26 protein-coding genes are annotated in these 23,924 nt (G+C 40.5%); 14 read left to right on the forward strand and 12 right to left on the reverse strand.

Features of this window, described 5'->3' with window-relative positions; genetic code table 11:
• Window positions 1-181: 181 nt before the first annotated feature.
• The 8 genes from A7K50_RS13775 to A7K50_RS13810 all read left to right on the forward strand — a co-directional run bounded on the left by A7K50_RS13775 (window position 182) and on the right by A7K50_RS13810 (window position 8,935).
• The gene (locus A7K50_RS13775) at window positions 182-1,006 is read left to right on the forward strand and encodes an RNA methyltransferase (protein ID WP_119776939.1); all 825 of its coding nucleotides are present in this window, start codon (window positions 182-184) and stop codon (window positions 1,004-1,006) included.
• Between the two features lie 460 nt (window positions 1,007-1,466).
• Complete coding sequence (gene pheS, locus A7K50_RS13780) at window positions 1,467-2,489, forward strand: phenylalanine--tRNA ligase subunit alpha (RefSeq protein ID WP_020492883.1); 1,023 nt, start codon at window positions 1,467-1,469, stop codon at window positions 2,487-2,489.
• A gap of 71 nt (window positions 2,490-2,560) precedes the next feature.
• Window positions 2,561-4,972: a phenylalanine--tRNA ligase subunit beta gene (gene pheT / locus A7K50_RS13785; protein ID WP_119776941.1), complete on the forward strand. Its 2,412-nt coding sequence runs from the start codon at window positions 2,561-2,563 to the stop codon at window positions 4,970-4,972.
• A gap of 43 nt (window positions 4,973-5,015) precedes the next feature.
• Window positions 5,016-5,285 carry a cell division protein ZapA gene (locus tag A7K50_RS13790; protein ID WP_119776943.1) on the forward strand — a complete coding sequence of 90 codons (270 nt, stop codon included), beginning with the start codon at window positions 5,016-5,018 and terminating at the stop codon, window positions 5,283-5,285.
• A gap of 179 nt (window positions 5,286-5,464) precedes the next feature.
• Entirely contained in the window at window positions 5,465-5,734 is a 270-nt protein-coding gene (locus A7K50_RS13795; protein WP_020492886.1) for an ACT domain-containing protein, read from the forward strand.
• 74 nt (window positions 5,735-5,808) lie between these two features.
• The gene (locus tag A7K50_RS13800) at window positions 5,809-7,167 is read left to right on the forward strand and encodes a PFL family protein (RefSeq protein ID WP_119776945.1); all 1,359 of its coding nucleotides are present in this window, start codon (window positions 5,809-5,811) and stop codon (window positions 7,165-7,167) included.
• Between the two features lie 449 nt (window positions 7,168-7,616).
• The gene (locus tag A7K50_RS13805; protein ID WP_119776946.1) at window positions 7,617-8,207 is read left to right on the forward strand and encodes a hypothetical protein; all 591 of its coding nucleotides are present in this window, start codon (window positions 7,617-7,619) and stop codon (window positions 8,205-8,207) included.
• Window positions 8,208-8,230: 23 nt separating this feature from the next.
• On the forward strand, window positions 8,231-8,935 hold the full coding sequence (locus A7K50_RS13810; RefSeq protein ID WP_348980877.1) for an erythromycin esterase family protein: 705 nt from the start codon (window positions 8,231-8,233) through the stop codon (window positions 8,933-8,935).
• Between the two features lie 6 nt (window positions 8,936-8,941).
• Here A7K50_RS13810 and A7K50_RS14105 read toward each other — a convergent pair whose 3' ends face one another.
• Window positions 8,942-9,112 carry a hypothetical protein gene (locus A7K50_RS14105; RefSeq protein ID WP_158582071.1) on the reverse strand — a complete coding sequence of 57 codons (171 nt, stop codon included), beginning with the start codon at window positions 9,110-9,112 and terminating at the stop codon, window positions 8,942-8,944.
• A 71-nt stretch (window positions 9,113-9,183) separates the two neighbouring features.
• Here A7K50_RS14105 and A7K50_RS13815 point away from each other — a divergent pair, with 71 nt between their 5' ends.
• The 4 genes from A7K50_RS13815 to A7K50_RS13830 all read left to right on the forward strand — a co-directional run bounded on the left by A7K50_RS13815 (window position 9,184) and on the right by A7K50_RS13830 (window position 13,370).
• Window positions 9,184-9,894 carry a hypothetical protein gene (locus tag A7K50_RS13815; RefSeq protein WP_119776950.1) on the forward strand — a complete coding sequence of 237 codons (711 nt, stop codon included), beginning with the start codon at window positions 9,184-9,186 and terminating at the stop codon, window positions 9,892-9,894.
• A 568-nt stretch (window positions 9,895-10,462) separates the two neighbouring features.
• The gene (locus tag A7K50_RS13820; protein WP_119776951.1) at window positions 10,463-11,656 is read left to right on the forward strand and encodes a cation:proton antiporter; all 1,194 of its coding nucleotides are present in this window, start codon (window positions 10,463-10,465) and stop codon (window positions 11,654-11,656) included.
• A gap of 90 nt (window positions 11,657-11,746) precedes the next feature.
• Complete coding sequence (locus A7K50_RS13825; RefSeq protein WP_119776953.1) at window positions 11,747-13,051, forward strand: reductive dehalogenase; 1,305 nt, start codon at window positions 11,747-11,749, stop codon at window positions 13,049-13,051.
• A gap of 40 nt (window positions 13,052-13,091) precedes the next feature.
• A complete protein-coding gene (locus A7K50_RS13830) occupies window positions 13,092-13,370 on the forward strand; it encodes a dehalogenase (RefSeq protein ID WP_119776954.1) in 279 nt (92 codons plus the stop codon).
• A gap of 82 nt (window positions 13,371-13,452) precedes the next feature.
• Here A7K50_RS13830 and A7K50_RS13835 read toward each other — a convergent pair whose 3' ends face one another.
• From A7K50_RS13835 to A7K50_RS13865, 6 genes are all read right to left on the reverse strand, one after another.
• The gene (locus A7K50_RS13835) at window positions 13,453-15,060 is read right to left on the reverse strand and encodes a helix-turn-helix domain-containing protein (protein WP_119776956.1); all 1,608 of its coding nucleotides are present in this window, start codon (window positions 15,058-15,060) and stop codon (window positions 13,453-13,455) included.
• 370 nt (window positions 15,061-15,430) lie between these two features.
• The gene (locus A7K50_RS13845; RefSeq protein WP_119776959.1) at window positions 15,431-16,876 is read right to left on the reverse strand and encodes a HEPN domain-containing protein; all 1,446 of its coding nucleotides are present in this window, start codon (window positions 16,874-16,876) and stop codon (window positions 15,431-15,433) included.
• Window positions 16,877-17,115: 239 nt separating this feature from the next.
• On the reverse strand, window positions 17,116-17,673 hold the full coding sequence (locus tag A7K50_RS13850) for a hypothetical protein (RefSeq protein WP_119776961.1): 558 nt from the start codon (window positions 17,671-17,673) through the stop codon (window positions 17,116-17,118).
• Between the two features lie 135 nt (window positions 17,674-17,808).
• On the reverse strand, window positions 17,809-18,525 hold the full coding sequence (locus A7K50_RS13855; protein ID WP_119776962.1) for a hypothetical protein: 717 nt from the start codon (window positions 18,523-18,525) through the stop codon (window positions 17,809-17,811).
• A 665-nt stretch (window positions 18,526-19,190) separates the two neighbouring features.
• Window positions 19,191-19,520: a helix-turn-helix transcriptional regulator gene (locus A7K50_RS13860; protein WP_119776964.1), complete on the reverse strand. Its 330-nt coding sequence runs from the start codon at window positions 19,518-19,520 to the stop codon at window positions 19,191-19,193.
• 29 nt (window positions 19,521-19,549) lie between these two features.
• On the reverse strand, window positions 19,550-19,762 hold the full coding sequence (locus A7K50_RS13865) for a helix-turn-helix transcriptional regulator (protein ID WP_015044008.1): 213 nt from the start codon (window positions 19,760-19,762) through the stop codon (window positions 19,550-19,552).
• 126 nt (window positions 19,763-19,888) lie between these two features.
• Here A7K50_RS13865 and A7K50_RS13870 point away from each other — a divergent pair, with 126 nt between their 5' ends.
• Complete coding sequence (locus A7K50_RS13870; protein ID WP_119776966.1) at window positions 19,889-20,275, forward strand: response regulator; 387 nt, start codon at window positions 19,889-19,891, stop codon at window positions 20,273-20,275.
• Window positions 20,276-20,517: 242 nt separating this feature from the next.
• On the opposite strand, the gene A7K50_RS13875 is transcribed toward A7K50_RS13870, so the two are convergent.
• The 5 genes from A7K50_RS13875 to A7K50_RS13895 form a co-directional block, all read right to left on the reverse strand.
• On the reverse strand, window positions 20,518-20,826 hold the full coding sequence (locus A7K50_RS13875; protein WP_199698310.1) for a type II toxin-antitoxin system RelE/ParE family toxin: 309 nt from the start codon (window positions 20,824-20,826) through the stop codon (window positions 20,518-20,520).
• Window positions 20,813-21,079 carry a type II toxin-antitoxin system Phd/YefM family antitoxin gene (locus tag A7K50_RS13880; RefSeq protein WP_119776967.1) on the reverse strand — a complete coding sequence of 89 codons (267 nt, stop codon included), beginning with the start codon at window positions 21,077-21,079 and terminating at the stop codon, window positions 20,813-20,815. Before A7K50_RS13880 ends, A7K50_RS13875 begins: the two co-directional genes overlap by 14 nt.
• 284 nt (window positions 21,080-21,363) lie before the next feature.
• Window positions 21,364-21,603 carry a DUF2922 domain-containing protein gene (locus A7K50_RS13885; RefSeq protein WP_026156604.1) on the reverse strand — a complete coding sequence of 80 codons (240 nt, stop codon included), beginning with the start codon at window positions 21,601-21,603 and terminating at the stop codon, window positions 21,364-21,366.
• Window positions 21,604-21,641: 38 nt separating this feature from the next.
• Window positions 21,642-21,869, reverse strand: a complete 228-nt coding sequence (locus tag A7K50_RS13890) for a DUF1659 domain-containing protein (RefSeq protein WP_019226592.1) — start codon at window positions 21,867-21,869, stop codon at window positions 21,642-21,644.
• Window positions 21,870-21,957: 88 nt separating this feature from the next.
• On the reverse strand, window positions 21,958-22,824 hold the full coding sequence (locus A7K50_RS13895; protein WP_119776969.1) for a DUF3102 domain-containing protein: 867 nt from the start codon (window positions 22,822-22,824) through the stop codon (window positions 21,958-21,960).
• Window positions 22,825-23,182: 358 nt separating this feature from the next.
• Here A7K50_RS13895 and A7K50_RS13900 point away from each other — a divergent pair, with 358 nt between their 5' ends.
• Window positions 23,183-23,902: a DUF169 domain-containing protein gene (locus A7K50_RS13900; protein WP_119776970.1), complete on the forward strand. Its 720-nt coding sequence runs from the start codon at window positions 23,183-23,185 to the stop codon at window positions 23,900-23,902.
• The last annotated feature ends 22 nt before the right edge of the window (window positions 23,903-23,924 follow it).

Here is a 23,924-nt window from a genome sequence, read left to right on the forward strand (position 1 = left end):
TGGCACGCAGACCTAATATGGGGTAATCAGGCTCAGGCTTGAAAGAAATTATTTGAGTAATGAATTTAAGAATGTTGTATTCGTGTCAAGTACGTCAGGATAAAAAAGTGTTCGACTGGCCTAATGCCGCGACGCCATGAAAGGAAGGAGCGGCGATTTCAGGTAATCCGGGAGGATCATCATGATCGTTTCTTTGCAGAATGAACAAGTCAAGCATGTGGTATCCCTGCATGATAAAAAAGGCCGTAAAGAATATAGGGAATTCCTTGTAGAAGGCAAACGTTTTGTACAGGAAGCCATTCTCAGGCAAGCGCAGCTTAAGAAGGTTTATTATACGGCCCAGGACGCGGCGATGGAACCATCAGATCCGCCGCATCCTTTAAGTATTTCCGGACTCGTGACGGAGATACGTACGCTGGGAATAGAAGCGGAAGAGGTGTCTGAAGCGGTCATGCGCAAAATGAGCGCTACAGAAGAGCCACAGGGCATCCTTGGAATCATCCGGAGAACTGAGTTTGACTGGCAGGATATCTTGATTGAGAAAGATACCATTCTTCTTGTCGTCGACGGAATCCAGGATCCGGGTAATTTGGGTACGATTTTAAGAACCGCCCTGGCCGCAGATGTCAAGCAAATCATTTTGACCAAAAAAACCGTGGATCTTTATAATCCCAAAGTTCTGCGCAGCAGTATGGGCTCCGTTTTTTCCGAAGTGATCCTAACGGATAAAACACCTGAAGACATAGCAATTTATTGCAAAGAAAAAGAGTGCTCGATGGTCGTATCCACCATGGGTGGCACTTCCATATTTAAGACGAACATTCGTGAAGACTATCCTTTGGCATTAATTATGGGGAATGAAGCAACAGGACCGTCAGCTTTTTTTATGGAAAAGGCCGCTAAGCATTATTCTATTCCAATGTTTAACAACGTTGAATCGCTGAATGCATCGATGGCTGCCGGAATATTCCTTTATGAAATGCGAAGACAGGGACAATTCTTGTAAACCATGATTGAAAATGATATAATTCTGATCAGGCAAAGAAAACAATAACTTTGCTTTCCGGACCTAAGCCGAGGAAAGGTGGGCTCAAAATGTCAGCGCCTGATTATTTTTGGAAAGCCTTCGAGGCAACCGGTTCTCCCCAATTATATCTTTTGTACAAGAACAACGACAAATTGACAAGTGACAATGAACGGAACAAAAGGCAGGCAGGCCTCTAAAGGGAGGGCCGACCCAGACTGAAAGTCGGCCAGGCAGGCAGCTACCTCAACATGGGAGTCTTGAGGTTGAAGTTCATTCCGGGAGTTAACCGGTTGGCAGCCGTTACCAGCTTATTAAGTGTGAACTGTGATTTGACGCATGGTCAAAAAAGGGTGGTACCACGGGAAACCTAACTCTCGTCCCTAGAGGACGAGAGTTTATTGTTTTTTTACATCAATTCATTGCTGAAAGGGTGACCACAATGCGAGAAGAAATAAAGAAGATTAAGGAAGATACACTGGAGCAACTGACGAAGCTGACTTCGTCGGAAGAGCTTCAGGAGCTAAAAGTTCGGGTGATGGGCAAAAAGGGATCACTCACATCCTTGCTGAAGCAGATGGGTCAGCTCAGCGCGGAAGAGCGTCCCCAAATGGGGCAGATCGTCAATGAACTACGCAGCCAGCTCGAAGATGCCTGGGACAAAAAATGGAAGGAATTCGAAAAGAACGCTTTGGAAAGCAGACTTAGGGAAGAACGGATCGATATCAGTCTGCCGGGGTATTCTCTGCCTCAAGGGCACCAGCATCCTCTAAGCAAAGTGATCGAGGAAATTGAAGATATTTTTATGGGTATGGGTTTTACGATCGCTGAGGGACCTGAGATAGAAACGGATTACTATAACTTTGAAGCCCTGAACCTGCCGAAAGACCATCCGGCCAGGGATATGCAGGATACGTTTTTTATCACCGAGGATATTCTGCTTCGGACGCAGACCTCGCCGGTCCAGATCAGAACCATGGAAAAACTAAGACCCCAGCTTCCGGTCAAGATCATTGCTCCCGGCAAAGTTTTCCGCAACGATGATGATGCAACCCACTCACCGATGTTCCATCAAGTAGAGGGGCTGCTGGTTGATAAGGGAGTCAGAATGTCTGATCTTAAAGGACTGCTTCTGTACTTCTCCAGACAAATGTTCGGCGAATCCCGCGAAATCCGCTTGAGGCCAAGCTTCTTCCCGTTCACGGAGCCCAGTGCTGAAGTCGATGTATCCTGCATGCTTTGCGGGGGTGCAGGCTGCAGGCTGTGCAAAGGGACCGGCTGGATTGAAATCCTGGGGGCCGGGATGGTCCATCCGCATGTGTTGGAGATGGGTGGATATAATCCTAAAGAAGTAACAGGCTTTGCTTTCGGCATGGGAGTAGAACGGATTGCCATGCTGAAATACGGGATAGAAGATATGCGGCTGCTTTTTGATAATGATATCCGCTTCCTGGAGCAGTTCTAGGACATTGATCTTTAAATAATTTGACAAATATAATCAGTTAATAACATGTTGATGTACTGGAGGATGCTCTGATGAGAGTAAGTATGGAATGGCTAAAACAATATCTGGATATAGACTTAAGCCCTGAGGAGCTGGCAGAGGTGCTGACAAGAGGCGGGATCGAAGTCGGAGGAGTAGAATCGTTAAATAAAGGTTTTACGGAAGTCTATATCGGTGAAATTCTGGATATCCAGGCTCATCCCGATGCCCAAAAACTGCAGGTATGCCGTTTGAATACCGGCAGGGAAGAACTGACCATTGTTACGGGTGCCTCGAATGTCCTTGTAGGGGATAAAGTGCCGGTAGCTGTTCCGGGAGCGGTGCTTCCGGGAGGTAAAGAGATTCAGCCGGTAGAGATGAGAGGCGTAAAATCATATGGAATGCTTTGTTCCGACAAGGAACTTGAGATTGAAGCTGTCGGTCAGGAACGCAGCAAAGGCGGGATCCTGATCCTGTCTCCTGACGCGCCGGTCGGTGAAAGCCTGGAAACCTATCTTGGTCTGCAGGACAGCGTCCTGGAACTGGAACTTTACCCTAACCGGCCGGATTGTCTGGCGATGGTCAATGTTGCGAGAGAGGCCGGAACTTTGCTCGGGAGAAAGCCTGTTTTGCCGGAATGGGCCCGGGAGGAAATGCCTTCCTGGCCGGAAGATGTCAGGCAGAAGGTTGAAATTGAAGACCCGGAGCTTTCCTGGCGTTATTCGGCCCTGTTGGTGGATGATGTCGTCATTCAACCCTCGCCGCTTTGGATGCAGAACCGGCTTCGGGCTGCCGGAGTCCGGCCGATCAATAATATTGTCGATATTACCAATTACTGCATGCTGGAAATGGGACAGCCGCTTCATGCGTTCGACCGCGATAAACTTCAGGGTACGGTCAGGGTCCGCAAAGCTAAACAAGGTGAAACCATGGTCAGCCTGGACGGCATCGAAAGAAAACTGGAGCCGGATATGCTGGTGATCGCCGATGATAACGGGCCGCAGGCCATTGCCGGGGTCATGGGCGGCCTGGAAAGTGAAGTGACCGGCAAGACCTGCAGGATCCTGTTTGAATCAGCACATTTCCTCGGTTCGAGTGTCCGGCGCACCAGCAGAAAGCTGGGTCTCCGTTCGGAATCTTCCAGCCGTTTTGAAAAAGGGGTTAATCCTTACTGGACAGTCCCTACCCTGGGCAGAGTGGCAGAATTGCTGCTGGAGCTCGAGGCAGGCGTACCGATGTCCTTTACGGAAAAAGTCTGCGCGCTTCCGCCCAAGGTCCAGATTGAAATAGCGGTTTCCGCGGTCAACCAGGTTCTGGGTGTGGAATATACGGATCAGGAAATTGAAAAGGTGTTTGAAGTCCTCGACTTTGAATATCTGAAATTGCCTGACTGCCGGTACAGTGTTGACATTCCTTCCTACAGGCAGGATCTTAAAATTGAAGTGGATCTGATTGAGGAGATTGCCCGGATCATAGGCTATGATAAGATTCCTACCACCCTGCCGCAGGGCAGCCAGACGCAGGGGCGCAGAACACCTGAACAGGCTTTCCGGCGCAAGCTACGCAAGATCCTGATCAAAGCCGGGATGAACGAGGTTGTATCCTACTCTTTCAGCAATAAAGAAATGGATGATCAATGGGGGTCAGAAGGCCGGAATATCCCGCTCTTAAATCCATTAAGGGAAGAATTAGGAACGATGAGGACGTCACTCTTGCCCGGGCTATTGGAGATTGCGTCCAGAAATACGGCCAGACGCAACACCGATCTGCTGTTGTTTGAAATCGGCAATGTCTATTTGCCAAAAGAGCTGCCGTTAAAGCAGCAGCCTGATGAGGTATCGCGGATTGCCGGCTTGGCACAGGGAGAAAGCAAGCGCCATTGGCTGAATTCGCAGGTGAAATTTGACTTCTTCTATGTTAAAGGGATCCTGACACAAATCGCGGAAGAATGCGGAATGGAATTTGAATATCGGAGAATTGAGGAAGGCAAGTACAGCAGTCTGCTTCATCCGGGAAGGTCTGCAAGTATTTACTGCAAGGGGGAATCCCTCGGTATTCTCGGGGAAATCTATCCGCAGCTCGATCAGAAATGGGACCTACAGCGCCCGGTGCTGTTTGAGCTTGATTTTGGAGTGCTGTTCAAGAATGCCAATCTCACGGTTGTTGCCAAATCGTACCCGCGTTATCCGGCCATTCAGCGTGATTTGGCCGTTGTCGTTCCGGAAGAGGTATCCGCAGAAGATATTAAGAAAAAGGTAATAGCTTTAGGCGGGGAATTTCTGAAAGAAGTCGATCTGTTCGATGTGTATCAGGGACAGCCCGTTCCGGCGGGACATAAAAGCCTTGCCTTTACAATGCGTTACCAGTCTGCAGAACGAACCTTGAAAGATGAAGAAGTGAACGCCTTTAATTCCGACATCCTTTCGGGAATACAGCAGGAATTTGGGGCAAAATGGCGAAAATAAACAATCATGATGCAAGTTAACAAGGTACTAGACAGGAGAGCGGGTGAAGACAGTGAATCCGGAAGAACAAAAAGTATCGGTTCTAATATTCGGAGAACTTCATGTTATTCGCGGCAAGGGATCTGAACAATATATTAAAAAACTCGCCCATGATGTCGATAAAAGAATGGAAGAAATTGCGTTGAAATTCCCGAGGTTACCGGCACATCAGGTAGCTATCCTGGCAGCGCTTAATTTTGCAGATGAATTGGCAAAAATAAAAGAAGAACAGATGACGCTTCTTAACATGTTAGGAGAAAGCGGCGGGGAATAATTCTTTTTACATCTGAAGGTGATTAAGAAACGGTGATTAAGAAATGGTCGGTCCCGCTTATTATTCGGCCATTTCTTTATTATTTATTGAAGGCGCCCGGTCTTTGAGAAGGACTGCGCTATTTTGCTTTTGGTTATCAGGAAATGATAGAATAAAATGAAACAAACGGAGGTGTTACAATGAAAGGAATTGTCACTGTAATAGGGAAAGATAAAGTCGGAATCATCTATGGCGTTACCAAGATCTTGATGGAGAGAAATGTGAATGTAGAGGATATCAGTCAGACCATCATGCAGGATTATTTCACGATGATGATGCTGGTCAATCTCTCCAACATAAAATGCGATTTCAGTGTTTTGAAGGAAGAACTTGATGCCTTCGGCAAAGAGATCGGATTGTCGGTGAAGATTCAAAGAGAAGAGATCTTTGACTACATGCACAACATTTAACATATTTAACTTACAGTTAACAAGGGTTAACAAGTTGCCAGCCAGAATCAGGGGAAGTCTTTTGGAGGTAAATAATGAATCTCTATAAAAATATTTTTGAAACCACCCGCATGATCGAGAAAGAAAAATTGGATATCCGGACCATCACGATGGGAATCTCTTTACTCGATTGCATTGATTCCTCAGGAGAAAAGGCCCGCCAAAGAATTTATGATAAAATTACCAGGTTGGCACAAAATCTTGTCAAAGTGGGCAATGAAATCGAAACTGAATATGGCATTCCCATTATCAATAAACGAATTTCCGTTACGCCAATGGCAATCATTGCTTCCGGGAGTGAAGACGAAAGCTATGTCGAGTTTGCGAGAACGCTGGACAAAGCAGCCCGGGAGGTCGGCGTTAACTTTATCGGAGGCTTCTCTGCGCTGGTGCAGAAAGGCTTTACGAAAGGCGACAGAATTTTAATCGAATCAATTCCTGAGGCTCTGAATGAAACGGAACGGGTGTGTTCATCTGTGAATGTGGCCAATTCCAAAGCCGGTATCAACATGGATGCAGTCAAGATGATGGGAAGAGTCATTAAAGATACGGCTTATTTGACCAGGGACAGAGATTCGCTGGGTTGTGCCAAGCTGGTGGTATTTGCGAATGCGGTTGATGACAATCCGTTTATGGCAGGTGCCTTCCACGGGGTTGGCGAACCTGAAGTCGTTGTCAATGTCGGCGTCAGCGGTCCCGGCGTCGTTAAATGTGCGATGGAAAAAGTCAAGGGAGAACCATTGCATGCAGTAGCTGAGAATATCAAGAAGACTGCCTTTAAAATTACCCGGGCCGGCCAGCTCGTCGGCAATGAAGTATCCAAAAGACTGGGTGTACCGTTTGGTATTTTGGATCTTTCCCTAGCCCCAACACCGGAAATCGGAGACAGTGTGGCCAGGATTCTGGAAGAAATGGGCCTAGAGGCCTGCGGGGCCCATGGCACGACGGCAGCGCTGGCCATGTTGAATGACGCTGTCAAAAAAGGCGGCATCATGGCCTCCTCCTCCGTAGGGGGACTAAGCGGGGCGTTTATCCCGGTCAGCGAAGATGAAGGAATGATCAATGCGGCCAAATGCGGCGCACTGACCTTTGACAAGCTCGAAGCGATGACCAGTGTCTGCTCCGTGGGACTCGATATGATTGCGATACCCGGAGATACGAAGGAATCGACGATCTCGGCCATGATCGCAGACGAAGCCGCTATCGGCGTCATCAATAACAAAACCACCGCAGTTCGCGTGATTCCGGTATATGGCAAAGGGGTCGGCGATACTGCCGAGTTCGGCGGTTTGCTGGGCTATGCACCGATCATGGCGGTCAATCCATACAGCGCGGAAGAGTTCATTAACCGGGGCGGCAGAATCCCGGCACCGATCCACAGTTTCAGGAATTAACTGTTTTTAAATTTCTTGCGCTTCAATATAAGCAGCCTCTTCCAGCAAAGGGCTGCTTTGTTATTTTTAGAATTAATTTCCACATATTTTAATTTTTTAGAAGGATAGCAGTGAAATTTCACGAATATCAAATTAAAAAGTAACTGTTACCAAATTAAGTGCATTTCTGACGAACCAGATCAGTTTATCGAAGGAAGACTTGATGAAAGAAGTTTATAAGGCTGTTTGGATTTGTTGGGGGGCTGAAATGGAAGAACTAATTTCAAAGTATTTCCGAACCTAGTTCGGGAATACCGTAGTTCTACGACATATCGTGCAAAGACCGCGCCGTCCTGGTGCGGCAGAACAATTTAAGAAAATTTTTCGAGGAAATAGTAAATTATAATTAGAGAAGAGTAAATTACTTTAAAATATAAGAAGCAAATTTATTTTAGAGGATTGAACTGTAAATGAGTATTATAAATCGCTTATTACAACTGCGAAATAAACCAAGTCAAAAGCAAATTTTGGAACTTTTATCATGGTCAAAGCAGAATGCCAATATCATTGAACCATTAGACAGTATTAATTATGATATAAATAAACTCAATAAGCTTGATAAACTGTTAGAAAATAAAAGGGTGGTATATTTAGGGGAGGAAGATCACTGGATTCATGAAAAAACTGTTTATCGAATAATTATGCTCCGTTATCTAATTTCCCGAGGATGGAATTATATAGGGGAAGAAATCGGCTGGTCTGATGGCATTCGGATTGGTAAGTATATAGATAATGGACAAGAATCATATCTTGAAAAAATTGCAACTTACGGATATACGGGAGCACTTAGGACGGACCGTGAAGATAAGCCCCAAGGCATACTCAAAAGTTCTAGCGACAATTACCCTTTAGCAGAGTTTAAAAGTGAGCAATTATTCCTAACGAAAACATTAAAAGAAATTAACTTTAAAAAGAAAAAGATTCGGATAGAATCCACTTTTTTGGCTTTGATATTGACGCAGTTGCAGGCGGTGGATATGAAGATGCAGAAATACTGTTAAGCCCTTATAAACATAAAACAGCTGTGGTGAAAATATTAGAAATGCTTAACCGGATACCGGGTGAAACAATTAATGATGAGATAAGCCGTTTGAAGATGGTATTAGCTACAATAAAAGAACTAGAATTAAATTTAAAAAAATTTCTAGACGAAAAACAATATAACCTGCTTTATGAACATGTTTTAACTTTGCTTGACAGCTTTAAATTTAATCTTATCGCAAACTCGGCAGATACTTATAAACAACTTAATTTAGCAATGGCAGCACGTGAAAAAGCAATACATCGCCATGTAAAATTTGTTTTATCCATGATGAAACCCAGTGACAAACTTGTATTAATGGGGCACAACAGACATCTTTCCAAAGACATTTCTGCCATAAAAAATGGAGGGGCAGCACCTCCGGGTGGCGGGCATGTTCCGTCTGTCGGCACCTATATTAACCAATTGCTGCCGGGCCAGGTCTTTTCCATATGGCAATTGTTTAATCAAGGAAGTAGTTCACAGCCATATGTTAATCTGAATAGCAAGTATGTGAGCAGGCCTGACACTTTGAATGCTATTCTGGCGAAAATAGGGTCAAATTTTCTTATACCTACGGCAGGGCCGCGTTTGTTTGAAAAAAGTTTAGATATAGTTGGTATATATAACGCTGAATATAGAACAGCAATAACCAAGCAAGCAGATGCTATTTTTTTCATAGATGAGGTAAGCCCTCTTAGAAAATAATAATACTCATATTTTTTTGTCTAACTGTTTATAAACATTTAAGGCAGCGCGGTCCGTGTCGCTGCTGAGTCTGGGGGCACGATACGTCGTAGAACAGCCGGTTCCCGCCACTTGGAAGATGATGTATGTATAAGGGCGCGGCGGGAATGGCGGGACGTTATACGAAACCGTACGCATGGCCGCGCCTCCATGCGCGGATTATTCTGGAGGATAGCTTCTTTGTATAAAATTTCAAGAGGAGTACAGATATGCAAAAATTGATAGTAATTATCTGTATGGCAGTTTTTTTGGTAGTTATGCAGACGGGATGTAGTAATAATGCATCTGAAACGTCGTCTGCGCTGACACAACAGGAATCACTTTCGGAAACTCCACAAACGCCGAGGACAAATGCTGTTGAAAGTCCTCAAAATAATTTGCATTCAAATAGCTCGTCGGCTCCTAGTGAGGATATAGCGACCGTTCCTTATGACCCAAGTAAATACTTTACTGATGACGAATTAGTATTTACCGGAGGTGTTCGTCTAGAGATGAGCTATGAAGAGGTACTCGGAATTCTTGGTGGCTATGATGAGTTTTTTGATAACGCCCCTGGAGTGAAATCTTTTAAAAAGAACGGTGTCCTTTACGGCTTTTATGAAAGTGACGGTGTCTACCGCTTGAAGAATCTAAACTTGTCTGTATCTTCGAAGGAAGTCTTTCCTAGAGGAATCAAGGTCGGAGATAAGATTGAAGATGTGCTGAATAAATTCCCTGGAAATGATAAAACGTTGCGTAAATGGGCTTATCAAAATATCTATGGCGGGGATCATATGGAAATGTCCTATGCGAAATTGGAATTTAGAATGTATGATGAGTGTTATCATTTAACGGTAAAAACCCCAAAATCTATGATGGCAGTGAATTTCGACAAGAAAAATTGTGTGCGTTTCATAGAAATTTACGGTGAAGGTTTGTAAATAATATAAACCTTTAAAAAACAAAAATCTCTGACACCGATTATTTAATTGTAGTTGGTGTCTTTTTTTGTTTAAAATACTAAAATTTCTATCGATTAAAAAAATATATATAGTGCTTGATGCACTAAAATAAATGAGGATTAATAGCATCGCGCATATATCTTAACTTGATATTTTATGATTAAATTATCAATGAAAAAGTTTATATAAGCGGAAAGATCGTAGCCTGGTTCAGCTGGTGCTGCATTTTATTTATGCCTGCGTAAGCTTCAGCAAAATTATTGAAGAATATCGATGGTTTAGTACACTAGGCGATTTATGTAAGTCTAGCGTCTCTTTTATCTGCCGTATCTGAGAAAATCAATTTATGCCATTATCATTGAGGGGTTACTGCAAATATACTTGCACCTGCCTGTATTACGCCGGAAACCCTGATAAATGAAGGCTATGATCTGTGAAGAACCAGGAAAATAGTATCAAAACCGCCCTTGAATTTAATTAGTAGTATTCATTCGTTAGCCCTTAGAATAATCAAAATTTAGAACAAGGAGGGAATGCTTAGTAAGATATGTCAAATGAAATCAGTTATTTACCGCTGTTAATTATCGCTATTACCGCGGTCATCGTTCCTCTGATTTTAAACAAAGTAAAAATAATCACCATTCCGATCGTTGTCGGAGAAATTATTGCAGGCATGATTCTTGGAAAAAGCGGATTTAACTTATTTGATACTACGGACAATATTAATTTTCTTTATAATCTGGGTTTTGTGTTTCTTATGTTCCTGGCAGGTGTGGAAATAAACCTTAACTTAATATCATCTACTCGGCATCAAAGTTCAAGAACTTATGAGAGACCTGCAATTTTAGCTTTAACTGTGGCTCTTAGCACAATGGTCCTATCATTTGGATTGGCTTTTGTGCTCAAACAAGCAGGTTTAATATCCAATTATATCATTATCGGTCTCGTCCTTTCCACCACATCAGTAGGAGTTGTCGTTCCAATATTAAAAGAACGCGATCTATTATCTTCAGCTTACGGACAGGTCATACTTCTAGGGGCAATGTTTGCTGATATTATAACCATGGTTCTATTGTCGTTATATATAACATCGATAACCTCAGACTCGGTTTCAGAAATATTTTTAATTATCCTGTTAGTCCCCGCCTTCTTTGTCCTCTGGAAGTTGGGACAAAAAGCGATGAATTTTCCTGCTGTTGAAAAGCTTGCCGGAAAAAACGCTCAAATTAAAATCAGAGGAGCCTTTGCCCTTTTAATTTTATTCATTTTGCTAGCGCAGACCTTAAAAACAGAAATCATCCTAGCTGCTTTTATGGCCGGCTTGATAGTTTCTCTTCTTAATGACCGGGAAACTTCACCGATATATTCCAAATTAGATTCTATAGGGTATGGAATTTTTACACCATTTTTTTTCGTCGTTGTTGGTATTAACTTAAATATTACTGACATTATCCGTAAACCTGAAAATATATACCTTCTGCCCATTTTATTATTGTCGGTCTATTTAGTACGTTTTATTCCAGCCGTAATTTTACAAAAAGTTTTCTCATGGAGAAAAGCCCTAGCAGCAGAAGCTCTCCTCTCTTCAAGATTAAGTTTAGTCATTGCCATTAGTGCAGTTGGTTTAAACTATGGACTGATTGACGCCAGTTTAAGCGGAACAATTATTTTATTAGCTATTTGTAGTTGTATTTTGTCCCCAATCATATTCAATCAATTGTACAAAAACTGTAATTCTTAGTTGGGGGTGGTCATTTATTAATTTAAAACAAATTTCATCAATTACAATTCAAAATCATTAATAATCAAATTATATACGAGGTGAAAAGAAATGAATGAAGAAAACCAAAAAAGACAAGATCAACAGGAGATTCAGAAAAGCAAAACTGCACCCAATACGGCAGATAAAACCTTAAAGCCGTCGGTCACGAACGTAAGGTATAGCAAAGCCGCCCTTCAGAAATCCAATAAAAAAACAGTTCTCAAGGCCTCAGACCACGGTGCTGTCTTTGTCAAACGGCATGCGTATAACCCTGAAAATGCGACACAGTTAAGTTCAACAAAAATTGTTGGGCCCATTGAAAGGATCAGTGAAACGGATCAAGGGTTTCATAAAGCTGCCCGCGGTATTTATGGTGAGCAGGTAATAAAGGCTATAGTTAAACTTGGTGGCAAGCATCCGTTAATGGCTGCCCTATTCACCATGTCGCATGCCATCGGTGCGCCCAATTTTGTAGACGGGCCGGTAAGAGCGGAGAAACTTCCTTTGCCGCCGAAGGATTTGCTGGCGACCCATATTAAAGATCTCGGGATGTTTCTTGGCGCGTCAGAAGTTGGTGTTGGGCTGATGCCGCCTCACGCTTTCTATTCGGAGAAAGGTCCTCAAGTAGGCCAAGGACCCTATGATGCTTCGAAAACGACTCCGATAACAAATACGCATAAATACGCCATAGGCATCATCGTAGACCAGAGCTTGCCTACCATAACGAGTTCAACGGGCTTTGACGGAATTAGTTCAACCCAAAGCTATATGGCATATTTGAATTCGGGTATGATTGCTTGTTGTATTGCAGCTTATATTCGTAATCTTGGATATTCAGCAAGAGCGCATCATTGTGGAAATTATGAGCTGATAATACCGCCGGTAATGGTAGCGTGCGGTCTGGCTGAAATGACGCGTACCGGTGAATGTGTTGCTCATCCGCGCCTGGGTTTCCGTTTCAAGTCGGCCGCTGTAACGACGGATATGCCTATGGAACCCGATAAGCCCATATCTTTTGGTGCCCGGGAATTCTGTGTCACGTGTAAAAAATGTGCAGATGAATGCCCTTCGGGAGCTATTAGTCATGATGATCAACCTATCATTCATAATGGCTATGAAAAATGGAATACCAATGTCCAAAAATGCACGACATTCCGGGTTAGTAATAAGAATGGTGCGATGTGCGGGCGTTGTATGAAAGTTTGTCCGTGGAACAATAAGGAAGAAAGCTGGTTCCACTCGGTTGGAGTAGCCGCTGCTTCGAAGTCGCAATTAGCTGCAAGGCTATTAAAAAATATGGATGATTTCTTTGGTTACGGTACCGAAGTCATAGAAGAAAATAAGTGGTGGCTAGAATGGCCGGAACTATTTTAATGTTTAGATCGCTAGATTACAAAGCAAAGGAGCTGAGCGTATGGTCGGAATGATTTACTCTTTTTTTGTCGGGGCCTTATCAGTTTTAATTGAAATCGGAGTTAATAGTCTCACTTCTGCCAGCGGAAAGGTTATGACTTGGTACGGCTGGGTGCTGGTTTATTTGATTTATGCCTGCATCATAATGGGAACGTCCTTCGTTTACATTAATGCTGTGGGAAAGCACAAGGTTGCAAGGGCAAGAGGGGCAATGCTTCTCTTTGTAGGATCTGCAGTTGGTTGTTTAAGCCTCTGGGGGGTATGGCATTACTGGATGTAGCCCTAAGAATTAATGATAATGGAGATTAATTATGTACGTCAAAGCGCTAGACAAGCAATATTGTCTAGCGCTTTTGTTTATTTTAGTCGTTATTTAGATTCAATTTGTTTATGTAGTCTAAAACTTTAAAAGAAAACTGCAGGTGAAGTAAAAAATTAATGTCATCTAGATCCACTTCCATGATTTCTTGTATTTTTTCAATACGAAGGCTCATTGTGTTACGGTGAATATGTAAAATGTTTGCGGTTTCAATTAGTTTCTTTGAATTTTCAATAAAAGTATAGAGTGTTTGGGTGAAATTAGTTTTATTTTTCTGGTCGTAATCTATAAGGGTTAGGAGGGATGGATGACATAAATCTTTTAAGTCGGTGTAAGATGAGCATAACTCAATCACATAATTTATTAAATATTTTTCATATTCAAAGAAAACCTTTTCTTGAGAAGATTTTACGCCGATATCCATTGCTGTAAGGGATTGTTGGTAAAACTTATAGGTTTCAGTGAGGTCTTGAAAAGTGCGACTTAACCCGGCATGCAGGTTATTTTCATTAAGGAACCCAAACATATACTCAAAATCAATTTCGTGAAAGGGAGTATCGATACTCCTGCTAATCAGGATCACGACGTTATCCTCATAAATGATCGGTTTGCTGAAACTAATCAGACTTCCCACCATATCTCTAATGTAGGAAAGGGGAATATTTGCAAGGTCAAATTGAGAGGGCCTTATCGTAAGAATACATAAGTTTTTTTTGAAATTACAATCTAGATACATTAATCTTTCATTGATTACTTTTGAGTCCTTTATCTTTTTACTTAGCAAGTCAGCTAAAAAATATTCGTACATAATCCCTTTTGAGTTAATCAGAAATTTGTTTTTCTGCATTTCAGAGGAAATGACTTTGCATAAAAGTGTAAGAAGATCGATATCTTCATCCTTAATCGGTTGTAATACTTCCATGATTACAACTCTGCCGACAGTTTTTCCTTTAATATTGATACTTGACAGTACTTGGGAAACAGAGGGTTCCGATAGTAAAGGAAATACTGAATAATTACCATTGGAATGGTCATCCTTAATTTTTTCTTTAGATAAGAACAACACCGGAAGTTTGCTGTTGTTCACTTTTTCCAAAGCTCTTTTGTGTCTCATCAAAGAAACCGTTTCGTAAGAAAAAAAACCTTTTGTCGTCAGTTCAGTCCACATAGGATCATTAACCGTAATATTTTTTGTATAAGCAAGCAGCTTAAAACTTTTATCTAATACCATCATCGGGTTTCCTATTAATGGAAATGCCATATCGATGATATGTTGTATTCCCTGCCCCTGAGCGAGAGAATCTAGTAAAATTTCGGAATCAAGGGAGTGTTTGGTTTTATTGTTGAAGATATCCTGTATCGTATTAAACACTGCATTAAAATTAATTTCTCCCTCAATTTTCAATAGGTTAAAGGGTGGATTCTTTTCGAAGTAATCTGGTAAAGCCTCATCCGTTATCAAAATAAGATGAGTTCCGCCATGGTTGGCAAAAGTTTCAAGGTTAGCGTTAGTACTCATATACAGAACATCGGGTTCAAAGGTCTGCTTTCCAGTCTCTATGAGTTTCAAGGTCCGGATCGCAGATAGCCCATTGGCGGATTTATAGAGTTTTGGATTAAATGCATTTAATTTTTCCAGAAGTGTGGTCATGTAGATATCCAGCGGATATACCCCCCAAGTATAAAAGTCATATACTTTTCAGTTGGAACGAGCCTTATTGGTAATCTTCTTTATAGTATAGTACAAACTGCGAAGCATTTCATCTTATAGTCTTTAATGCATTTTAATTCTAAACAACCCACTGTATTTTCCCTTTCATAAGTCCTATAAAAAGAATTCTTTCGCCGCAGGACGCGGCGGTCGTGCGCGCGATTTTATATAACGTCCTGAGTATTGCCGACGCGTCCCATTCACATGAATCTTTACAAAGTGTTGGCAATACTCTGTTTAAGTGAAGTTGGTCGCCCCCATATTCAGGAGTCGCCACGGACGGCGACTCCTAAATCCCCACAAGTTATTCTTATTTTTGTCCTAAAGACTGAACTATGTAATAATCAATTTGTTTTATATCAAAATACTCAGTGTGTTCTAATAATGTTTTAATCACTATTCTTAGATAATCAATAGCTAGTTCAATAACTGGAATAGATGATTTTTCTAATGCAATTAATTCATTAGCCTTTTTCGGTACTCTACCATGAACAATATCGGATCGATATTTATATATTTTGGACATAGATTTATGTATGTCCAATGGAGTGTATTCACCATAATTACCTATTGATACTATTGCAGCCATACGGGATGTAATTTTATATGTTAATTCGCCCTTATCATCATCTGATAATAATATTTCTAATGCAATTATTGCGTCCAAAATTGAATCTTCTTGATTATCCCGCAAATAACATCTATTAAACCGATTGATTGCAATTTGAAGCTTATTTTTATCATTGCTTAAAATTTTATTAAACGCATTAGCAATTAATTTTAATTGTTCAGCTGTTAAACAATGTGTTTGTTTCAGCCAACCATATTTATCAAAATATTGAGGATAAGCCCTTACAGAGGTACCATAAACAGGAGGCAGAAATGCAGTATATCTATCAGCCCAGTTTTTGGGGATGCAAAGTAATTGGGCATATCCTGTATCAAAACCCGTTGCTAACCTTAACGAAGCAAAAAAGTGATTAATTAAATCATTTGGATAAGCACTTTCTTCGTGTATTGTATTATAAAATGATTCAAAAGACTCATTTTTAATTTCATAATTCTTAAATACTACCATATGAGTTGCACAACCTAGAACAGTATCATGTACTCCAGAACCATAGGAATTAACATCTATTCTTGCTAACTGAAATTCATCATTCATTTTAACAATTGAAACATTTTTGTTTATTTGATAATTATCAATCTCAAAATTCAACATTAGAATTGGAACAGCTATATCTACACTTAGCTTTTCTTCGAAATATCTTATACATTTTTCTACGAACATTTCTTCAAATTCTTTCTCATCAAAAATTTCATTATTATACATATGTAAATATCTATCTATTAAGCTTCCTAAAAACGAATTAAACAAATAATCTTTTAACTGAAAAACATTTTCTTCTTTATCTTTAATTGTTAAATCTATTTTAAAAGCGATGTCAGTATTATTAAGTAAAAACATTTTTAGTTCTTCGTAATTTGATAATGTGTTATATTGTATTTTATTTATATCGTCAGTGGATGAAGTAAAGATCGACTTATAGTCTGCTGGGCCTTCTGTAAAAATCGCGCTAGAAAAGTGAGGCATACCATTGGGGAAATCTGTATTTTTCTTAGGAAATTTATAATAAGTACTTATATATTTCTTTGATAATTTATATTCTAATGCTTTATTAATTCCATCACGTACAACTATATTAGTAAGCCGATAAAATTCCTTTATTAGATCACCACTAATTTTCGAATCCACAAATCTATTCCTCACTTTTATTTCTATAATTCAGAATTAAATTCTTACCCCGTGCCTGGACGGCCCGGCCTTTGTGACCAATTTCATTAACTACGTTCCGAGTATTGCCGAAGCGTCCCAACTACTTTCATTTTGGCAAAGTTTTGGCAATACTCTGTTAAAATGAAGTTGGTCGCCTTTCTGTTCAGAGTGGTCATGGACGACCGCCCCTCAAATCCTTTATTAACAATCATCCAAAATCATACTTTGTTTTGCGTGCTTTTATTTCTTCTTTCCCGATCAATATTGTCAAGTATTATTCTTTCAATCTTGACTGGTTCATCACACTCACTGTCCCTTGCTCTGTAATCACATCTTGGGCACACGAAGCCTAGCTCGTAAACATTTGAATATTGTATCATTGGTGTATCACAGTTTGGACAAAGAGCAGTTAATTCTGATATAACCCAAGCGTTTTTATAAGAATGCCACTTCCAGTCCCAAGTCCATTTCCATTTCTTAAATTTTCCTTCTCTATAGCTACAAAAGTCTGGTTTAATAGATTCTTCCTGCCTAAACTTAGCAATTAAGTAGATAACTAAAAATATAAAAAATATGCCTAGAATTACCCACCATACTTTAAGCTCTAAATTCAAAACATGAAGCACGAAGTTCCAAATTGCCTTAATAATTTGATAAATTGTACTAAAGATAGGTCTGTTTTTAAAATAGTCATATCCGATTGTAAGAAGTAAACTGAAAATAGAAGTCCCTATACTAATAGTCCAAGGGGATTTTAACATTTTTTTATCTCTCATCTATCCTACCCTCTTTAATGATTCTAGCTTATCTAAAATGATTAAAACGCTACTATAAACCTTAACTGTCCGCGGACGGCGCGGCCCTTGCGACCAATTATTCAAAAAATTGACCCAATTTCAACAATGGGTAATTTATTTAAAATTGAACTTGTTAAAAGGGTTTTCTTCCTTGGATAACTCTACCCAATTAAAATCGTACTTTTCATCATCCACCCATGAATTAGCTTCTTTTATACTAAATAGCGAGTCATCTACAAATGAATAACCCTCATCATCTGAATGGTACATCATGCACTCGTTATAGGTGAAAAATGCATTATACGAAAACTGAGAATAGAGTATACACAGGAGACCAGCCATAGATTCTAATAGATTTCCTAGAGTAGCGTCTTTGAAATTATTATGTCGATCATGTTTAACATTGTTGTATTTCTGATACCATTTTAATGAATATCCGTTTTTCCATTCTTTAAATGGTTCAAAAATCTTTTTACCTGACCTCCATATATCTAGCTTGACACTGTATTCTGAAAGCTTTGAACACTTTTCTATATTAAAATAATCAATAATATTTAAATTTCTTTGGTTATAGCCATTTGATAACAAAATCCCTTTACAGTTAGCTTCAAATTCAGTTGAAGTTCTCAGGAATAATTCATAAATTCTATGTGAATATACATTTAAATTTTCTTCGCTTGGTTCTACATATTCAAATATTTTTTTCAAATCATTTATGATAAGATAATAACCCCTACATAAAGATATTCGATCATTCGCATATCTAGGGTCTTCATAATATCCTTCGCTTCCAGGTCTAACAATTCTAAAATAAGGCTTATTTAAACTCATTTGGACATCCCTCAATTTCTAAAGCTTAATCTATTTTCAAAAGACTCAAAAAACTGACTTACTTAATCCGCGCCAGGACGGCGCGGCCTTTACGACCAATTTCATTTAACGTTTCGCGAAGTTCCGTAGCGTCTTACCACATTCATATATTCTAAGTTACGGAACTTCGCTGTTAGACGATGGACCATGCCCCCAGCTTCAGAGCCGACCATGGATGGGAGGCCCTTAAACTGTTCCCCTTGAACTTAATTGATTTATTAAATAAGAATAATTGGCAGCCTGTTTTGCAGGATCTTTATGAACATTAAAATTAGTTCTTCCATTTCGGCCCACCAATAAATCCAAGCAGCTTATAAACTTCTTTCATCAAGTCTTCCTTCGATAAACTGATCTGGTTCGTCAGAATGCACTTAATTTGGTAACAGCTTTTTACTGATCGGGGCTTCCGCAGCTATAACCTGACGGATCTGGTAAAGAATCAATCCGGTTACTTTTTAATTTGATATTCGTGAAATTTCACTGCTATCCTTCTAAAAAATTAAAATATGTGGAAATTAATTCTAAAAATAACAAAGCAGCCCTTTGCTGGAAAAGGCTACTTATATATCGGAAAGGATTTATACTTCTGATAGTTTAAAAAAAGTGCTGTTCGCACTTTTTTTAAACTATAGTTTTTCATCAACTACCCACGTTATGAAATGGTCAACCAGTTCCAGCTTTTTCTCATCGCATAGCTTGATTTTTTGATTAATTTGAGAAAGCAGGCTGTCATTTGTGTGCCTGACAATACCCAGCAGGAAGTAATCCGGCGTTATGTCCAGGGCCTCACATATTTTAATTAATGTTTCAATGCTGGGAATAGAATGATTGTTTTCTATATTGGAAATATGGTTGTTGCTTAGTCCCGTGGCTTCTGCGATGTCATCCTGGGTCAGGTTCAACACCTTGCGCCTTTTTGCAATTCGTTCACCTAATTCTTTGTAATCAATCTTCAAATCTTATCACCCTGTTTAACTTTATCAGCTCAGCGATAAGGTTGTTTATTTTCTGTAAGCCCGACCAGATAGTCAACGCTGGTTTTATAAAACTGTGCGAGTTTAATCATGATGTTCAGTGGAACATCACGTTCCCCTCGCTCATATTTGGAGTATAAAGATTGATCACACATCAGGTATTCTGCAATTTGTTGTTGGGTTAGATCATGATCTTCACGAACATCACGTATTTTTAAGCGCATTATCATCACCAAAGCAAGTATATCTTAGGACGATAAGTCCTATTGACATATTGGACTATTTGTCCTAAAATTATTCAACGAAAGCCACTTATGTGATTGTGGAGGAATATGTGGAGGAGATAAGTATTGCTTACTATCGGCATTTGCGATGACAGGCCGCTGTGTCGCCAGTTATTGGAGGCATTCATTCATTTATATGAAAAAGAAAAGGGGGTTTCATTTGATATTTACCAATTTGGCAGTGGTGAAGAGCTTCTTGAAGAACTTAATAAGCTTGGGATGATTTTTGACCTTCTTTTTCTTGATAATAGTATGAAAAAGCTGACCGGTCTCGAGACCGCCAAACAAATACGGCAATCTGCTTCCATGTCAACATGCAGCATCGTGTTTGTGACATCTGCCGATGATCATGATCAATTTATGCAGGTACAACCTTTACAAGTATTATGTAAGCCAGGTACTCAGGAGCGTATTGATGCTATATTAGACAAAGTTCTGACCAAGAAGGCGTAATCATAAGCTTCACTTTTCTTTACATAATCAGCTTCAATTTTTTTATTTAAAGTGTGCTCCAACAAATTCTATAATACCCTTCATGTCCATTCAATCAATTCCCCATTTTTCTCAGTTTGGTATTTGATTGTATTGATTTTGGCCGTGATGACAAGCGTGATGACCGCATATAAAAAGGCCTGTCCGCAAAAACGAAAGCGATTTCGTTTTTGCGGACAGGCCTGGGTCAGTCACTTAATTTATCAGATTAGTGTGTCCCTACCTTTATATAGTATTCTTCTGACTTCCATCACATTGTCAATAACTACATAGAAGATAGTAAAATTATCTACATAAATCCGATAATACGGATTTTTCCTTTTTCGATTTGATTGAAAAGGTTCGAAAGATAATGGCCAATTTAATCTTTCAGTAATTGAATTTTCGATTTTATTGATAAGCCTTACTGCGGCATCGGGGTTATGAAGCTTAAATACAAGGTAATCAACAATTTCATTAAGGTCGGCTCCGAATCTGGGAATATATCTTAAAGAATACTTACCTTCCATCATTAATTCTCGCTTTCACCTTTGAGAAAACCTCTTCATGAGTGTAGCGGATGTCTGTTGAATCCGCCTCCTTATCTGCTTCATCAAGTTTCAGTTCTGTATTATCTGTCAATTCCGCATATTTTTCAAGACTTAGCACCACCATAGAGCCATAACCGTTTTTCGTTAAATAAACAGGCTCCCCTTCTTTAACAACTAAATTTTCAATTTCCGGAAATTTATTTCTTAAATCTGAAACAGGTCTGATATGGATCACGCCTTGTCACCTCTTTTGCATTATTTTATCATAAATATATCACTATTTTATTAAAATATCAATAATATATGACCGGACCGCTTAAATGAGATCATCGGTCGGTCCGATATACTTAAGAATGCGTCTTTTGAAATACGCTTATCTTTTATAGTTCAAACTTAGCTAAGGTTCATATAATAATATGAACAGTGATCAGGCAAAAGAAGAGGAGGCGAGACCACCGGCAAATCCTGATTGCCGTCGGCCCGCCCCCGCTCTTCATCTTTTATGCCGGTACTGCTCGCTTACGCTTGCGGAGGATCATAAAGGTCATTGGTCGTGGTTTCAATGACCTTTATATCCTTTACCCCTGTAAGGGCACCGTTTGTCGTAAGGAATATCCCGCCTGCGATAAGCGAGTTCATAACGTCCATGGCTTCAGTTAGCAGGATATCCTCTCGCGGTTGGGGAACCGTTAGGGAAAACGTGTTCCCTCCGGTGGTAGCGAAAGTTAATCTTGCTGTTCGGTTGGTGGTCACAGCCAATTGAATCACCTCCTTGACGCCTGAAATTGCCCTCCGCTTTACGCTTCGTTTGTCAATTCATCCGTTCTTCTGAAGTAAACGTCAAGCAGCGTATATTCCGACAGACCGAAGATGGCGTGAGCCGCCTCATAGACAGCTTGATTCGAAGCATTGTAAACAATATTGTTAAGGGTTCGCTGTTTGGTTATCGGAGCACCGGAGGTGCTGACTCCGGTCTGATAAACCAATACCAGAGCGGCGCCGGATGGCGCTGAAACAACGGCCATTCCAATCATCTCCTTTCCCTTTTATTGGACAGCTTACGGCTGTCTTGTACATACTATGCTTGGCTTGTCCAAAGGTTCCCAAAAAAAATCAGGAATTAAATCTAAGCGGTTTCTTGGGGGGCGGCCACTCTTTAATCGTCTCTGCCATGTATTCAATCAGCCGGTTGGCCTCTTTTCTTTTTTCTTCTTTCAGGTTCGGATCGAGATGCGCCAGATTGGTGAGCGCTGTCGTCAGATCAAAGAAGGTATCGGCGATTGTTTTGCAGCAAGTGTCGCATTTTTCTACATACTTGATGTGAGCGTCGGGGTCATGTTCGGTTTTAAGGTTGTGGGTAAAAGGGGCTGTTGTTGCAGAGGGGTCGTTACCGGCAAGGGAGGCATTGTTGGCAGATTGAACTTCTGCATTGACATTTTCCGGATTCGTTGGCATTGACGCAGCCTTAGTGTGCTCATTCCTTAATTCGGAGATGGTGCTGTCGATCGTCTCCAGCCCTTTTTTAAGTGCTTGATTCTCCTGAAGCGCCTGTTCCTTCGCCTGATTGGCCTGATCTCTGTCCTTAAGAGCCTGCTGCAGCTCCTGTTTTGTCATACTGCCGACGTTATTGTGCGCGATAAATTCCTCCCGCTCCTCTTCCGGTAAACCCAGCAGGAGGAGGGCCTGGGTGTAAGTCAAAATCGACACTGGTGTCGATTTTGACCTGTCGGATCCGTCAGGAAATTTAGGCCCGTATTCTTTGTAGAGCTTGATCAGTCTTTCGGCAGTTTTCTGGGAATAGCTCACAGACTCTGCCAACCATTTACCCCATTCCCCGTGTTTGACCAGATCTTTGGCTTCCAGCAAACGACGGCCGATTTCAATGGCGCTGGCAAGTACTATTTTTTTGGTTTGGCAGGTTATCATATTTATTTCAGCCGCTATGACAAGCGGTGTGCGTTCGGTGGTCGGATTATCCATGCCGCCCGCCCTTTCATTATGAGTCTAATTGCAGCATATGCAGATGGGCTTCGGGTGGTGAAGGCTTGGCCGCTTAGGCTCAGGACATTTGGCCAATTCCGCTAAAGCCAATTCCAATTAAAGTAAAATAATGGGAAGGAATTTGTAAATATAATGAAGAATAAATATTTTAGTAACAAGTGTCACATTTGTGAATAATACTTGGTATTGTCTTAGAAGAATGGAATTATTTAAGATAAAGCATTTACCACATTCCCGCTGTGCTGCCACATCGTGTAACAGGCAGTTCCCAAAACTTTGAATATGTGAAATTAATATGATGCTTCGGGAAAAAATAATAAAATGTAGGAGTGTTATGATGAAAAGTAAAATTGCTGATTCAATAAAGTTAAAAAGTCAGCCAGTTGCAGTATTCCGTTCAAATGTTAAACCCGAGGATGCAATGCAGTTCCAAGAAGGGAAACGGGGTTGTGTTATTTCTATGTTAAATGCTGCAGCTAAAGGACGAGTGGCGGTATTTGAAGATAAGACTACGAATTGTCCGGGTGGTAAAGTTGGACTTGGTTTCAATCGGTTTCAATTAGGTTTTATTGAACATTTCTTATCAACTGGTGTTCCCGGTGGTAGAGAAGGAGAATTTTATAAGAAGAACCCGGAGTTAGCAGCGAAATTCGCAGCTGGGTTACCTGAAGTTGTACCCGCAAAGTATATAATTTTTAAACCGTTATCGGGATTGGCTGAAGATGAAACACCAGAAATAATTATCTTCCTAGCCAATGCAGATCAACTTTCAGCACTGATGTGGTTCGCCAATTACGATAAATCAACTCAAGACAACGTTAAAATAGACTTTGGTTCTGGCTGTCAGCAGTCTGTACTATATGCTCTAGAGCAAGCAGAGAAGGAGGATCCAAAGTGTATTATCGGATTAACGGATCCTTCCGCACGAAATTATATTGACAAAGACATTCTTTCATTCAGCATTCCATATAAACGCTTCTTAGAGTTAGAAGAGCAAGTTGAAGAGAGTTTTTTAACCAAAGAAATATGGCTTAAGATAACGTCAAGGATAGAATAGATTTTGAAGTATCACATTTTAG

Origin of the sequence: Dehalobacter sp. MCB1 (assembly GCF_003590275.1) — a bacterium.
Classification (GTDB): Bacteria; Bacillota; Desulfitobacteriia; order Desulfitobacteriales; family Syntrophobotulaceae; genus Dehalobacter.

Bases quoted from the DNA above. Each gene is read 5' to 3' on its own strand.
- A7K50_RS13835 (WP_119776956.1), bottom strand. From the start codon at position 15,060: ATGACCACACTTCTGGAAAAATTAAATGCATTTAATCCAAAACTCTAT.
- A7K50_RS13900 (WP_119776970.1), top strand. From the start codon at position 23,183: ATGAAAAGTAAAATTGCTGATTCAATAAAGTTAAAAAGTCAGCCAGTT.
- A7K50_RS13830 (WP_119776954.1), top strand. From the start codon at position 13,092: ATGGTCGGAATGATTTACTCTTTTTTTGTCGGGGCCTTATCAGTTTTA.
- A7K50_RS13855 (WP_119776962.1), bottom strand. From the start codon at position 18,525: ATGAGTTTAAATAAGCCTTATTTTAGAATTGTTAGACCTGGAAGCGAA.
- A7K50_RS13800 (WP_119776945.1), top strand. From the start codon at position 5,809: ATGAATCTCTATAAAAATATTTTTGAAACCACCCGCATGATCGAGAAA.
- A7K50_RS13895 (WP_119776969.1), bottom strand. From the start codon at position 22,824: ATGGATAATCCGACCACCGAACGCACACCGCTTGTCATAGCGGCTGAA.
- A7K50_RS13795 (WP_020492886.1), top strand. From the start codon at position 5,465: ATGAAAGGAATTGTCACTGTAATAGGGAAAGATAAAGTCGGAATCATC.
- A7K50_RS13815 (WP_119776950.1), top strand. From the start codon at position 9,184: ATGCAAAAATTGATAGTAATTATCTGTATGGCAGTTTTTTTGGTAGTT.
- A7K50_RS13875 (WP_199698310.1), bottom strand. From the start codon at position 20,826: ATGATGGAAGGTAAGTATTCTTTAAGATATATTCCCAGATTCGGAGCC.
- A7K50_RS13775 (WP_119776939.1), top strand. From the start codon at position 182: ATGATCGTTTCTTTGCAGAATGAACAAGTCAAGCATGTGGTATCCCTG.
- pheT (WP_119776941.1), top strand. From the start codon at position 2,561: ATGAGAGTAAGTATGGAATGGCTAAAACAATATCTGGATATAGACTTA.
- pheS (WP_020492883.1), top strand. From the start codon at position 1,467: ATGCGAGAAGAAATAAAGAAGATTAAGGAAGATACACTGGAGCAACTG.
- A7K50_RS14105 (WP_158582071.1), bottom strand. From the start codon at position 9,112: ATGCGTACGGTTTCGTATAACGTCCCGCCATTCCCGCCGCGCCCTTAT.
- A7K50_RS13825 (WP_119776953.1), top strand. From the start codon at position 11,747: ATGAATGAAGAAAACCAAAAAAGACAAGATCAACAGGAGATTCAGAAA.
- A7K50_RS13850 (WP_119776961.1), bottom strand. From the start codon at position 17,673: ATGAGAGATAAAAAAATGTTAAAATCCCCTTGGACTATTAGTATAGGG.
- A7K50_RS13820 (WP_119776951.1), top strand. From the start codon at position 10,463: ATGTCAAATGAAATCAGTTATTTACCGCTGTTAATTATCGCTATTACC.
- A7K50_RS13890 (WP_019226592.1), bottom strand. From the start codon at position 21,869: ATGGCCGTTGTTTCAGCGCCATCCGGCGCCGCTCTGGTATTGGTTTAT.
- A7K50_RS13865 (WP_015044008.1), bottom strand. From the start codon at position 19,762: ATGCGCTTAAAAATACGTGATGTTCGTGAAGATCATGATCTAACCCAA.
- A7K50_RS13805 (WP_119776946.1), top strand. From the start codon at position 7,617: ATGAGTATTATAAATCGCTTATTACAACTGCGAAATAAACCAAGTCAA.